At 42.7% G+C, this 13,344-nt stretch carries 11 protein-coding genes and 1 pseudogene; 8 read left to right on the top strand and 4 right to left on the bottom strand.

Going from position 1 to position 13,344, the window contains the following annotated elements; all coding sequences use genetic code 11:
* Nucleotides 1-250: 250 nt before the first annotated feature.
* Nucleotides 251-331, bottom strand: a pseudogene (locus V7K25_RS16820) (response regulator); the annotation flags it as partial.
* 385 nt (nucleotides 332-716) lie between these two features.
* Here V7K25_RS16820 and V7K25_RS16815 point away from each other — a divergent pair.
* Nucleotides 717-1,121, top strand: coding sequence for an NIL domain-containing protein (locus V7K25_RS16815; protein WP_109009783.1), 405 nt, complete (start codon nucleotides 717-719; stop codon nucleotides 1,119-1,121).
* Nucleotides 1,122-1,158: 37 nt separating this feature from the next.
* Here the strand turns inward: V7K25_RS16815 and V7K25_RS16810 are convergent, their stop codons facing one another.
* Nucleotides 1,159-2,226: a DUF3616 domain-containing protein gene (locus V7K25_RS16810; protein WP_335159683.1), complete on the bottom strand. Its 1,068-nt coding sequence runs from the start codon at nucleotides 2,224-2,226 to the stop codon at nucleotides 1,159-1,161.
* 283 nt (nucleotides 2,227-2,509) lie between these two features.
* Here V7K25_RS16810 and V7K25_RS16805 point away from each other — a divergent pair, with 283 nt between their 5' ends.
* On the top strand, nucleotides 2,510-3,493 hold the full coding sequence (locus tag V7K25_RS16805; protein ID WP_335159682.1) for a CHAD domain-containing protein: 984 nt from the start codon (nucleotides 2,510-2,512) through the stop codon (nucleotides 3,491-3,493).
* A gap of 230 nt (nucleotides 3,494-3,723) precedes the next feature.
* Here V7K25_RS16805 and V7K25_RS16800 read toward each other — a convergent pair whose 3' ends face one another.
* Nucleotides 3,724-5,049, bottom strand: coding sequence for a calcium-binding protein (locus V7K25_RS16800; RefSeq protein ID WP_335159681.1), 1,326 nt, complete (start codon nucleotides 5,047-5,049; stop codon nucleotides 3,724-3,726).
* Nucleotides 5,050-5,682: 633 nt separating this feature from the next.
* On the opposite strand from V7K25_RS16800, the gene V7K25_RS16795 reads away from it, so the two are divergent.
* The 6 genes from V7K25_RS16795 to V7K25_RS16770 all read left to right on the top strand — a co-directional run bounded on the left by V7K25_RS16795 (nucleotide 5,683) and on the right by V7K25_RS16770 (nucleotide 12,771).
* The gene (locus V7K25_RS16795) at nucleotides 5,683-7,269 is read left to right on the top strand and encodes a B12-binding domain-containing radical SAM protein (RefSeq protein WP_335159680.1); all 1,587 of its coding nucleotides are present in this window, start codon (nucleotides 5,683-5,685) and stop codon (nucleotides 7,267-7,269) included.
* Between the two features lie 26 nt (nucleotides 7,270-7,295).
* Nucleotides 7,296-7,541: a hypothetical protein gene (locus V7K25_RS16790; protein ID WP_335159679.1), complete on the top strand. Its 246-nt coding sequence runs from the start codon at nucleotides 7,296-7,298 to the stop codon at nucleotides 7,539-7,541.
* Between the two features lie 27 nt (nucleotides 7,542-7,568).
* Complete coding sequence (locus V7K25_RS16785) at nucleotides 7,569-8,609, top strand: DUF2891 domain-containing protein (protein WP_335159678.1); 1,041 nt, start codon at nucleotides 7,569-7,571, stop codon at nucleotides 8,607-8,609.
* 302 nt (nucleotides 8,610-8,911) lie between these two features.
* Nucleotides 8,912-9,955 carry a type I glyceraldehyde-3-phosphate dehydrogenase gene (gene gap / locus V7K25_RS16780; RefSeq protein ID WP_190731386.1) on the top strand — a complete coding sequence of 348 codons (1,044 nt, stop codon included), beginning with the start codon at nucleotides 8,912-8,914 and terminating at the stop codon, nucleotides 9,953-9,955.
* A 232-nt stretch (nucleotides 9,956-10,187) separates the two neighbouring features.
* Nucleotides 10,188-11,618 carry a pyruvate kinase gene (gene pyk, locus V7K25_RS16775; RefSeq protein ID WP_335159677.1) on the top strand — a complete coding sequence of 477 codons (1,431 nt, stop codon included), beginning with the start codon at nucleotides 10,188-10,190 and terminating at the stop codon, nucleotides 11,616-11,618.
* A gap of 148 nt (nucleotides 11,619-11,766) precedes the next feature.
* Nucleotides 11,767-12,771 carry a transaldolase gene (locus V7K25_RS16770; RefSeq protein ID WP_335159676.1) on the top strand — a complete coding sequence of 335 codons (1,005 nt, stop codon included), beginning with the start codon at nucleotides 11,767-11,769 and terminating at the stop codon, nucleotides 12,769-12,771.
* Nucleotides 12,772-12,829: 58 nt separating this feature from the next.
* On the opposite strand, the gene V7K25_RS16765 is transcribed toward V7K25_RS16770, so the two are convergent.
* Nucleotides 12,830-13,204, bottom strand: a complete 375-nt coding sequence (locus V7K25_RS16765; RefSeq protein WP_335159675.1) for a hypothetical protein — start codon at nucleotides 13,202-13,204, stop codon at nucleotides 12,830-12,832.
* Nucleotides 13,205-13,344 lie beyond the last annotated feature (140 nt).

Here is a 13,344-nt window from a genome sequence, read left to right as displayed (position 1 = left end):
CAACATACAGTTTCGGAACTACTTACAAATCAAGTTAACTATTTTTAAATGTTAATGATTGATTGCCAGCATCTTCAGCTAATATTGCGGCATTGCATTCTTCTCAGTTAAATCTGATTTATTTCAGTATCATTTTTAACTTCCCATCTTGTGTATTAGCAGATTTTGCTATTTTGTAACTTTGCCTCTATGGAAAGTTTAAACTTTATGTACGTTATGAGTACTCACTATTATTGTACCATTTGCGCCCCTACTTTTCTAGACTCCAGCCCAGCGCTACGGCTACTTCAGCAGCTAATTCTAGAGGATTAAATGGTTTCGCGATCGCACTGATCGTTAGTTTGTCTAGATGGGATACCGCGTCCGGTATCTTTGACTATCAACAAAACTTCATTCCCTTGTTGTTGCGCCCCAACCAAACTGTAGATCCAGGAGACGAAAACTTAATGGTATTACTCAGTAGATTGGTCAAAGTTTGGACAATGCGATCGCAATCTGCCAATACTTGACCGGATAAGGCAAAAATGGATAGCGTTACTCCCGCTTTGTCGGCCAGAGGCTGTATGACATTTACTGATTTGCAAAATCAATTACAGTGCTTTTCAAGTAATTAAACCACACCATTCCCTACTCGTTACATCCTCTAACTGAGTAACGATCTTTCAAGCCATAAAATTTCCAATACGCTACAACAGAAAAAACCTTCTGCTAAACCTGTGAAAAAACGAGTAACTCTTACCTTCCCTAAACGCGCTGTACAAATGCCAGTCACTTACGTACTGGCCAAAGAATTCAACGTTGCCGCTAATATTATCCGTGCCCAAGTTGCCCCAAATCAAATTGGCAAACTGGTAGTAGAACTATCGGGAGATATCGATCAATTAGATGCAGCGATTGAGTGGATGCGATCGCGCCATGTTAATGTTTCTCATACCTTAGGCGAAATTGCGATCGACGAGGATGTGTGTGTCCACTGTGGCTTGTGTACTGGGGTTTGTCCTACCGAAGCTCTCACTCTCCACCCAGAGACATACAAACTCACATTCACGCGATCGCGTTGTATCGTCTGCGAACAGTGTATCCCCACCTGTCCTGTACAAGCAATCTCCACTAACCTTTAACAATTCAAAATTTAAAATCTAAAATCCAAAATTCATATTATACCAGCTTAAACACATCCGCTATTACACCACCATCACCCACCAGTCTAGTTTTTGCTGGAGAGTCATAAACTACCAATAGCGAAGGTATGCCAGCAATATCCTGAAACAGCGTCATTCCCTCAGCATGATCTTCCCGATTTCCATAGGGAATATCTTGTACAAAATCTGGATTGCTGAAAACATTTTCTCGCAAGTTAACGCCATTTATCCAGCGATAAACTTGCACGGGCCCATCTAAATCCATCGTTGGCCCAGCTAAAATCAACAAATCTTTTCCATCTACACACAAATCCCGAATTCCCAAACCATTCAACCAGATAAAATGCTTTTTATATGACTCCTTCGCTTCTCCAATTTGCCGTAGTTTCAGAATTCCAGGGCTAGAATCTTCTAACTCAATTTCCAGAATAACAGCCCAACCCCGCAATACAGGCCCACGCAAACCCAAAAAAATCCGGTTTTGATAAATGCCTATTCCTTCAATATCAAAGCCGTTATCTTTTCCCGCAGTTCCAGCCTTGATAAATAAGCCTAAATGGGCGTCATCTGCTAAAGCAGTAAGAAGCAAATTCCCCTGGTTTGTCACCTCTAGTTTAGCGGCATTCAATTGCACATCTGGGTTTTGGGGATGTGGGCAAGATGAGAATAACTTACCGTCTATCAAAGGAATCCTTCCTAAAAGGTAACGGTTGGGTTCTGATTCAATTTTGGTCAGCCTTTTAAAGTTTTGTGCATCGGTTTTATCAGGTTTCGGTTTTTTGCGTTTGTAACTATGAGAACCAACAAACCACAAGTAATAATCTGTGTAAGCAAGTCCCTCTATATCAATTTCTTGGTCTTCTGGCGCAGGTAAATTGATAAATTCTGCTACCCTAAATTGTTGATGATCTGTAAACTTATCAGTATCAACCAAAGAGAGACGTTCAATAGTTGAAGTTTCATCTGACCCCAACCATAAATATTTATCTTGTGTTAAAAGCAGCGCTGATAAGTCTTCTCTATGTTCTTTAAAGTTATCTACAAAAGTTAAGAAAACTTGATTGAGCAAATTTGAGTTTGACATTTTTTGATTTCAGAAAGAAAGATTAATTATGTTATAATAAATGATTATCATACTAAATATTTGATTTGTAAAAGCTATTGTATATATGAAATCGTTATGATAAATCTGCTCTTTAGACCTTTGATAGATATTTGGATATTTCTTAAAGAGGATGCAAGTATTAATGCTCCTTAGTAGCATACTTGATAATACTCACTCAAGAAAAAGATAAAAACTAGATACAAATTTTTAACTAATGTTATTATTCAATAGCCTCATGAGGTAATGTCATTTAAGATCAATTATGAAACTAGCCACACAAACCACGGTAAAAACTCTAGGGGGCTACGCCTACCAAGCGATTGAAAAACACTTTAAGAAAACCTTGAAGTGGGAAAAATTAGTAAAGAAAGATGAAGATCCAGAAGCGTTGCACCAAATGCGAGTGGGAATGCGTCGCTTACGAACATCTGTAACTAGCTTTGGACTAGCGGTGGATTTGCCGAAACCAGTCAACGATAAAAATATTGGTAAAATAGCCCGTCGTCTTGGTAGCCTGAGAGATTTAGACGTACTTAAAGAAAGTTTGGAAAACAATTACAAACCAAACTTACCTTCCAAAGAGCAAGAATCTCTACAAACAGCTTTCAAAGCTTTAGCTAAACAACGTGAAGATGTACAATCAAGCGTACAGAAAACGTTAAAAGATGAAGCTTATAAGTCTCTAAAAGATGCATTAGATAAGTGGTTAGAGAAACCTAGTTATCAACCTTTAGCATCTTTTACCATTCAGCAGGTACTACCAGATTTACTTTTACCAGAAGTGAGTAGTTTTTTACTGCATCCGGCTTGGCTAGTTGGTACTGAATTTGTAGAATCAGAAGTGATAATCCAGAAAAACTGGAAACCAGAAAAGATAGAAAAACAATTGACAACAGAAGGTGAAATTATTCACAGTTTGCGAAAAGAAGCAAAACGTCTACGCTACCAGATGGAGTTATTTACTGACTTATATGGCGAATCTTACGAAGCTTATCTTACAGAAGTGAAAAATATCCAAGAAATTTTGGGTACGATGCAAGATAGTGCTGTCTTAACTGACTGGCTTACAGATGTCTTCAAGTCAGAAATCCAGACTGAACTCCCTACCCTTGCTGCTTTGTTAACTGAAAATCGCTACCAGTCGTGGCAGAAGTGGCAGCCCTTACAAGAACGGTATCTGAAAGCTGAAACTAAGCATAGCTTTCATTTAACAATACTGCACCCGCTTTCCGGAGTAATAACGTGAACTACCCACACTGACATTGGACTCTATCAGGACAAGGGATCTAAATATATTAAATATATAAATAATATATTGACGAGCCTGAATAAGAAGCGGATTCTATTTGTCTAATACTTTTAAAACAACCTCTTATGGTAAGGGGAGACACAGTGACGTGTCCCCCTAATCAGCAGAAAAAGTAGTCTCCTTCAATCTGCCTTTTAATGTCAGTACCCCTTAAGTTGATAAAGTTCTTATTTTGTAAAACCGACTCCTAGCGTATAGGAAAAATCAGGTTCAGAGTTGGTACCAAAGAAAGCTCCATTATTTTGAGGCAAGAAAGAATCTTTACTCACTGAAATTGAGTACGCACCTGCACTCACTAAACCAGTGATTGATGACGAATTTTGACTGGTCACTAAAGTCCCATAGTTAAACAGTCCGATATTTGCCTTTCCCGATGTCGCTATGTTGATAGTGACGGTTCCTGGATTTGGTAAATAAAATGTAAAAAAGTCAACATCGGGATTACTGCTCGATTCAACTGTTACTAACTCGCCTGAAATATTAACTTTTGAGCCTGATGATAAAGAACCTAAATCTTCAGCGTTCCCTAGTGTGTTGTTTGTAGCTTGTCCAGTATTTTCCCGTTCATAGTAAAGGAAGTCATCGCTACTAAGTCTGAGATTGTTTTTTCCCTCCACAATACCTATGAGTTCATTTACCTGTCCCGGTTGCTGTGAGAATATTCGTGTGTTGCTTCCAGCAACTTGCAGACGGTAGTCTTGTGGAGTTCCTTTGAGTTGAATTTTATCTTGGCTAGAGTCGAAGTCACTAATAGTAGCGAAGTCAGCAAAACCAGTATTCGTAGAGTTGTTATCGTCGTAGAAAATATTTGCAGCGTCCCCTAAGACAAATGTATCTGCACCAGTTCCACCAGTTAAGATATCAGTTTCTCCTACTCCAGGTGGAAGCAGACTACCAGGATAAACACCGATGAGGATATCATTTCCAGCCCCCCCATTGAGTACGTCATTGCCGGGCCCGCCTTGTAGGCTATCATTGCCGTCCTCACCATTGAGGATATCATCGGCTAAATTACCATCTAGTGTGTCATCGCCCGCTCTTCCATTCAGCGTATTGTTAAAATCATTACCGTTGATAAAGTTGTTAAGACTGTTACCTGTACCGTTGATGGCGTTACTTGTGAATCGCAGTGTTAAGTTCTCCAGATTTGCGCCCAGTGTGTAGGTGATAGAAGACCGAACGCTATCTGTGCCTGAATTAATAGCTTCCCGAATCGTGTCACTAGAACTGTCAATAATGTAAGTGTCGTCGCCTGTTCCCCCATCCAAGATGTCGCTACCTGTGCCGCCATCAAGTGTGTCATTGCCACTGCCACCGATTAGACTGTCGTTTAGCGTCCCACCTGCGAGAGAATCGTTACCAGCCAAACCATTTAAGGTATCGTTACCCGACGGACTAGTGACATTACCACCACTAGCCCAACCAACTATTGTGTCATCTCCCAAAGTCCCATTTATCTTATTAGGACTTGTAGTGCCGAAAGTAATAGCCATATTATCTCTCCTGAATTTCTCACCAATACGTAAGTTGAGCCTCAGTCTAAAAACTATTAATCAGTTAAATGCAGATTACTTGCTATTTGCGTAATCTTAAAGTTAGAAAACATTAATTATTTTGTTAGAAACTTCTCAAGAAAAATATCCAACTAGTTATTGTGGGCTGACCCAAAAAGCCCACCTTTGCTTGCGGACAATTAACATGCCTACTCTAAAAAATTAGATAGTTTATTTTTTGAAAATCTCTTAAATAATTAACCAAATGGTAAGTAATTAGGTCGCGCTGCTTCTGTAGGAGACGCTGTGTATAACTTCCTTAAGAGAAGCTATACGCTCAGAATTCAAGATTTACGCATTACAATCCTCATAAATAGATTTAAGAGGTTGTTATAAGGATACCGTATTTTCTTCTATTTTTTTGAAGCTATCCGTAAATAATTTTAGCAATTTTGATTTATCTCTAGTCTAAAAGCACTAATAATTACCCTTCAACAATATTGCTTTGTCTAAATCAGTCATAGTAGAGGTTACAGCTACTGGATACAAAAGCTCCTCTAATGTGTTGTCAGAGTGGTTAAGTTGTATGTAAATTCAACCAGCAGCTAAGATGAAGGTTTATAAGGGTCAAATATGAATGTATTACTTCTATACCCCCGTTTTCCAAAAAGTTTTTGGTCTTTTGAAAAAACACTGGCTTTGTTAGACCGTAAAGCAATGCTACCGCCTTTAGGCTTGGTAACTGTAGCTGCGATATTACCTCAAGAATGGGAGTATAAGTTAGTAGACCGAAATGTTCGCGTCTGTACGGAAGCAGAGTGGGCTTGGGCAGATTTGGTTATTATGTCGGCGATGATTGTGCAAAAAGAGGATTTACTCTCTCAGATATTAGAAGCAAAACGCAGAGGTAAACGGGTAGCTGTGGGTGGCCCTTTCCCGACAGCGCTACCAGATGAAATGACATCCGCCGGAGCAGATTACTTGATATTGGACGAAGGGGAAATTACCCTACCCTTATTTGTAGCAGCGATCGCACGGGGCGATCGCACAGGTATTTTTCGCTCTGGCGGTGAAAAACCCGATGTAACTAACACTCCAACTCCTCGCTTTGACTTGCTAGAGTTTGAAGCCTATGCGGAGATGTCGGTGCAATTTTCGCGTGGATGCCCCTTTCAGTGTGAATTCTGCGACATTATTGTGCTATATGGTCGCAAACCCCGTACTAAAAGCCCAGAGCAATTATTAGCAGAACTAGATTATCTCTACAAACTGGGTTGGCGACGCAGTATTTTTATGGTGGATGACAACTTCATCGGGAATAAGCGGAATGTCAAATTATTTTTGAAGTCCCTTCTGCCCTGGATGGTAGAACATAATTATCCATTTTCCTTTGCCACAGAGGCTTCAGTTGATTTAGCCCAAGATCAAGAACTGATGGATTTGATGGTAGCGTGTAATTTTGGTGCTGTTTTTCTGGGAATTGAAACCCCAGACGAAGAAAGTCTCACTTTTACTCAGAAATACCAGAATACCAGAGACTCGCTTAGTGAAGCGGTGAATAGGATTACCCGCTCAGGGTTGCGAGTTATGGCAGGTTTTATCATTGGGTTTGATGGCGAGAAAATCGGAGCCGGCGCACGAATTGTCAAGTTTGTCGAGCAAACAGCAATACCCACCGCCTTATTCAGTATGCTGCAAGCACTTCCAGATACAGCCCTTTGGCATAGATTAGAAAAGGAAGGACGACTCCGCAATAAATCAGCCAACATCAACCAAACCACGTTGATGAACTTTGTCCCAACTCGACCGTTAGAAGACATCGCTCGCGAATATGTGCAGGCGTTCTGTGATTTGTATGAGCCAGAGCGGTTTTTGGAACGTACATACAAACACTTCCGGCTTTTGGGCGAAGCAACCTACCCGAAAAAGGGCAAAGCTGCTAAGAAACCATTGAATTGGAAAGTACTCCGAGCGTTTCTGATTATTTGTTGGCGGCAAGGTGTACGTCGTCAGACGCGCTGGCAATTCTGGCGTAACTTGTGGAGCATGTATCAGCATAATCCGGGTGGGGTGAGTAGCTACTTAGCTGTTTGTGCCCAAATTGAGCATTTCTTGGAGTATCGCCAAATTGTTCGGGATGAAATTGAGGCTCAAGTCGCTGAATTTCTGGAAGCAGAAGCTAGGGTAAAATCAGAAGTAAAAGTGATGGTTAATTCGTAGCGAATTAAATTTGGCAATACCACGCAATGCTAATGTATCCCGATGCAATGTTAATGCGTTCCCCTGCAATGCCAATGCATCCCGATGCAATGTTAATGCGTCGCCCTGCAATGCCAATGCATCCCAATGCAATGTTAATGCGTCGCCCTGCAATGCCAATGCATCCCGATGCAATGTTAATGCGTTCGTCTGCATTAAAAGCGCTACGCTTTTACCGAGCTATCCGCGCCGAGAAAGCCCCTAAATTTATTTATGGGGTTCAAAATTATTGACTTTTGACTTCCCTAAAGGGGCTGACCATGCCACCCGATAACTTGGAGATTAATGAAGCGATCGCAGCACAATTTGCTCAATTAGTGCTGGATTGTATCGAGCGGGAGTATCCCCACAGTGGTCTGTATTGGGCTGATAGCGACGAGGATATAAAACCACCGCGTGAATTGACTCCTGCATTTTATGGCTGCTTAGATTGGCATTCAGCCGTACATGGTCACTGGTTGCTGGTACGTCTGATGCGTCACTTTCCTGAAGCCCCTTTTAATGCAGCGTCAAAGCAAGCACTTGAGCAAAGCCTAACACCTGAGAAGATTCAAGGAGAAATTGCTCATTTCCAACGGCTACCCTTTTTTGAATTTCCTTATGGTGTGGCATGGCTTCTGCAACTGGCTGCGGAACTTCACGAGTGGAATCATCCTCAAGCGAAGCAATGGCGGGTTATATTGGAACCGCTAGAAAAGTTAATAGCAGGTAACTTACATCGCTGGATTAACGGACTGAAACTCCCAAATCGCACAGGGATGCATAGCCAAACAGCTTTTGCACTTGGTTTGATGCTAGATTGGGCACGGATTACCGAAAATGCTGACTTCATTCAGTTAGTGGAGAACAAAGCACGGCAATTTTATTTTAGCGATCGCAACTACTCGCTGCAATTCGAGCCGCTTGGTTACGATTTTCTCTCTCCTGGACTTGCTGAAGCAGACCTGATGCGGCGAGTCCTGCCAACAACAGCTTTCACTGACTGGCTCACCGATTTTCTTCCACAAATACCCATTGATAATTCAGCAAATTGGTTACAAGCACCTGGAGTAGATAATCCTCAAGATTATATGCAATCCCACTTCTACGGTCTTAATCTCAGTCGCGCTTGGATGCTTGAGGGGATCATTTCTAGATTGGCAAATAGCGATCGCCGCCGAGAAACACTTCGCTCTGCTGCCCTTCACCATCGTCATCATGGATTAGCAGATATTGTCAGCGAACATTATGCAGCTAGTCACTGGGTAGGTACTTTTGCTGTTTATCTCCTAACAAATCGTGGATTACCTTTCATGAGTTGAGTGCTGAGTGCTGTTAGCGATAGCGGGGCGTTTAGCCCGTGCTGAGTTAGGTGTAGGTTGGGTTGAGGAACGAAACCCAACATTATCAAAGCTTTGTTGGGTTTCACTTCGTTTAACCCAACCTACGATTCTTCTTAACTCACCATTCGCAATGCCCAATGCCCCAATCCTTAAAATATGCCAAGTAAATATGCCTTAGCTGACTGAGACTGTCAGGATCATAGAGTAAAGAGTAAAAGGCAATCTATTTTGACTTTTAACTTTCTCCTTTTGTTCAACTTTCCACAAGGGTAGGTTTAATCTTGACTAAATTGAAGGTTGGTATCAATGGCTTCGGTCGAATCGGGCGACTTGTGCTTCGCGCTGGCATCGATAACCCCAACATTGAGTTTATAGGCATTAACGACCTAGTACCACCAGATAACCTCGCTTACCTATTAAAGTACGACTCAACCCACGGCAGATTAAAGCACAAGGTTGAAGCTAAGGAAGATGGTATCCTGATTGACGGGCACTTCATTCCTTGCGTGTCGGTGAGGAACCCAGCAGAGTTACCTTGGGGAAAATTAGGTGCAGATTATGTGGTGGAAGCTACCGGACTTTTCACTGACCACGAAGGAGCCGCAAACCACCTGAAAGCAGGTGCAAAGCGAGTGGTAATTTCCGCTCCCACTAAAGATCCAGATCGAGTTACTACCCTACTAATGGGTGTAAATCATCACTTATTTGATCCCAGCAAGGATATCATTGTCTCTAATGCTAGCTGCACTACAAACTGTCTAGCTCCTATAGCTAAGGTCATCAATGACAACTTTGGGTTGACTGAAGGGTTAATGACCACAGTCCATGCGATGACTGCTACTCAGCCAACTGTAGACGGCCCCAGTAAGAAAGACTGGCGGGGTGGTCGAGGTGCAAGCCAGAATATTATTCCCTCCTCTACAGGCGCAGCTAAAGCTGTAGCGTTGGTTTTACCAGAATTGAAGGGCAGGCTGACTGGTATGGCTTTGCGAGTTCCAACTCCTGATGTCTCTGTAGTTGATTTAACTTTCAAAACTGCCAAAGCTACTAGTTATAAAGAAATCTGTGCTGCCATGAAGGAAGCTGCCGCAGGTTCTCTAGCAGGTATTTTGGGTTACACAGATGAAGAAGTAGTTTCTACAGATTTTCAAGGCGATACCCATTCTAGTATCTTCGACGCAGGTGCTGGGATTGAGTTGAACTCCAACTTCTTCAAGGTAATTGCCTGGTATGACAACGAGTGGGGCTACTCGAATCGCGTGATTGACCTGATGTTGTCTATGTCACAGAAGGAAAAACTCGCACCGACAGCTGCTGTGGTTTGATTGGTTATTAGTCATTGGTCATTGGTCATTAGCTTTTGACTTTTGACCCTTGACTTTTGGGATTTGGGTCAAATGGTAAATACCGCGAAAACAAAACGCCATTTAGTATATTTCCTTAGAAACCCAGTTATATGAAGCACATGTGAATTTGGATGCGAAGTCTCTTAATGACGAATTACGAATTGGTATAAACCATCCAAATTTGCAGGTTACTCCTCAACCCCTAATCCCTATGCGTCGAACCAAAATCATTTGTACTGTTGGGCCGGCTACATCTGCACCCGAAAAGCTGCAAGCTTTAGTAGAAGCTGGAATGAATGTGGCACGGCTGAATTTTTCCCACGGGGCTTATGAATTCCACGCCCAAACTGCTCACTATCTCAGACAAATTAGTACTGAGCAGCAAAAGCCGATCGCAATTATGCAAGACCTGTGTGGCCCGAAGATTCGCTTGGGAACTTTACCACCGGAAGGGTTAAATTTAGAAGCTGGTAGTGAAGTCACCTTTGTTTTGCAAGAAAAAGGTGAGAGTATCGACGAACTACCCCTACCATTGCCGACTTTGTTCGCAATGGTGCGACCAGGCGAACCGATTTTGATTAATGATGGTCGCGTCAAGTTGATTGTTACCGATCGCGATGCCGATCGCATTCGCGCCCAAGTAAAAATTGGCGGGTTAATTTCTACACATAAAGGAGTAAACCTACCACAAACTCCTTTACCTGTTAGTTCGATTACCGAAAAAGACTTGCTGGATCTGCGCTTTGGGATTCAGTTGGGTGTAGACTGGGTAGCGGTGTCCTTTGTGCGATCGCCACAAGACTTAGAACCCGCCAAGCGAATGATTGAAGCTGCTGGTGCTTCCATCCGCTTAATTGCCAAAATCGAAAGAGCAGAGGCAGTAGAGAGTTTTGACTCCATTCTGAAAGTTGCGGACGCAATTATGATTGCTCGTGGTGATTTAGGGGTAGAAGTGCCAATTCACGAAGTACCCTTAATTCAAAAAGATATTATTCGTCGTTGCAATCGTGCTGGCAAGCCGGTGATTACAGCCACCCAAATGCTAGAGTCGATGATTAGCGCCCCCGATCCCACCCGCGCCGAAGCAACCGATGTCGCCAACTCCATCTTAGATGGAACAGATGCGGTAATGCTTTCTGGTGAAACAGCTGTCGGACAATATCCCATCGCCGCCGTCGAGATGATGCACAACATCGCCGTGCGGACAGAACAAGCTCTAGATGAGGGTAGCAAACATGCCTGGTGTCATGAAGCAGGCAGTCTTAGCGTTACCGAATCTGTAGCAGAATCCGTGTGTCGCATCGCTTATGAAACAGGCTCACGAGCAATTCTTTGTAACACTTCATCAGGAAATACAGCGAGAATGGTATCGAAATATCGGCCTACTTCTCCTATTATTGCCCTTACCTCTGACATCACTGCTTATCGCCAACTAGCGCTTTCTTGGGGTGTAGAAGCTTTGCTGATTCCACCAGTCCACAATGCCGAAGAGATGTTTACCAATGTGGTGAACACAGTTGTAGATATGGGTTTAGCGAATAAGGGCGATAAAGTAGTTATTACCTCTGGTGTTCCAATTGGTAAATCAGGAACAACTAGCTTAATCAAAGTGCATTCCATTGGACAGCCAATTTCGGCATAAGGCACTTAGAATAGGGCTGTGGCTGAAGATAGTAAGCAAAATTGGGCAATGATTAAGAAAAATTGCCAGAATCAGAATTGAAGGAAGAGTAAAGAGTGTAAAGAACTGGGGAATAAGTAAATCCTAAACAAACATTACGGAGTATTTTATGTCTAAGAATTTACTGGAACAATTGCGAAAAGTGACTGTTGTAGTCGCAGATACAGGGGATATCCAGGCAATTGAAAAGTTCAAACCCCAAGACGCCACCACCAATCCTTCGCTGATTACTGCTGCGGCGCAGATGCCAGAATATCAGGGAATTGTCGATCAAACTTTACTCCAAGCGAAGAAAGATGCTGGAGCCGGAGCCACCCAAGCACAAATAGTTTCTCTAGCTTTTGACCGTTTGGCAGTTGCTTTTGGATTAAAGATTTTGCAAATCATTCCCGGTCGCGTGTCTACGGAAGTTGATGCTCGCTTGTCTTACGATACCGAAGCTACCCTGACTAAGGCACGGGACTTAATTGCTCAGTATAAAGCCGCTGGAATTGGCCGCGATCGCGTTTTGATTAAAATCGCCAGCACTTGGGAAGGTATTCGCGCTGCGGAAATTCTCGAAAAAGAAGGTATTCACTGTAACCTTACCTTGTTGTTTGGTCTTCACCAAGCGATCGCCTGTGCAGAAGCTGGCATTACCCTAATTTCTCCCTTTGTTGGCCGGATTCTCGACTGGTACAAAAAAGATACCGGACGCGATAGCTACCCAGCAACCGAAGATCCAGGAGTTTTGTCCGTCACCAAAATCTACAACTACTACAAGAAATTCGGCTATAAAACCGAAGTTATGGGAGCTAGCTTCCGTAACCTTGGTGAAATAACTGAACTTGCAGGTAGTGATTTGCTAACTATTTCGCCATCACTTTTGGGTGAATTACATGCAACTGTTGGAGAACTGCCACGCAAACTCGACCCCGCCAAGGCAGCAAACTTGGAAATCGAAAAGATATCCATTGACAAAGCTACTTATGACAAGATGCACGCCGCAGACCGCATGGCAACCGACAAACTAGATGAGGGTATCAAAGGTTTCACCAAGGCATTAGAAGACCTTGAGAAACTTTTAGCAGACCGACTAGTTCGCCTTGAAGGAGAGGTAGTAGCAGCTCATTAGAACGTAACGATAGTTAGTGGTTAGTGGTTAGTGGTTCAACCACTAACCATAGCCATCATCAATAACGACGGCGGATAATCTGGTATCGTCCGGGCTGTCGGCGTTGGATTATCTGCCGTTGTTGAAACTCCTGTCGGCGTCGAATATTTTGGTATCGTCCGAAAGGCTGGCGTCGTCGAATATTTTGGTAGCGTCCAAAGGGCTGCCGACGTCGGATGATCTGCCGTCGTCGAATATTTTGGTATCGCCCTGGTCGCCGTTGAGCAATTAAAAGCTCTCCAGTTTTATCTCCAACTAAGTTAGCCTCTGGTGCAGCGCTTTGTTCATTGCGAGCATTACTTAGAGAAATATCCTTTGCTTGAGCTAATGAGGGCGGATACACAAAGGCACATAGCAATAGCGCTATTGAAGATAACTTCTTGAAACCTTTCATGTTTTTGCTTCTACTAGACTTTCGGTAATAACTTTATTAAACACCTTACTGGAGTTTAGACTAAAAGCGATAAGAGAGAACGCAAATCAAAAGGAATTAGAGGTTAAAAATATTCTCAAGTCAGCCTTAAAGCATCCTGA

It is taken from the genome of Nostoc sp., assembly GCF_036919495.1.
Taxonomy (GTDB): Bacteria; Cyanobacteriota; Cyanobacteriia; order Cyanobacteriales; family Nostocaceae; genus Nostoc.
The sequence above is the reverse complement of the archived record's forward strand: the minus strand, read 5'-3'. Positions and strand labels throughout refer to the sequence as shown.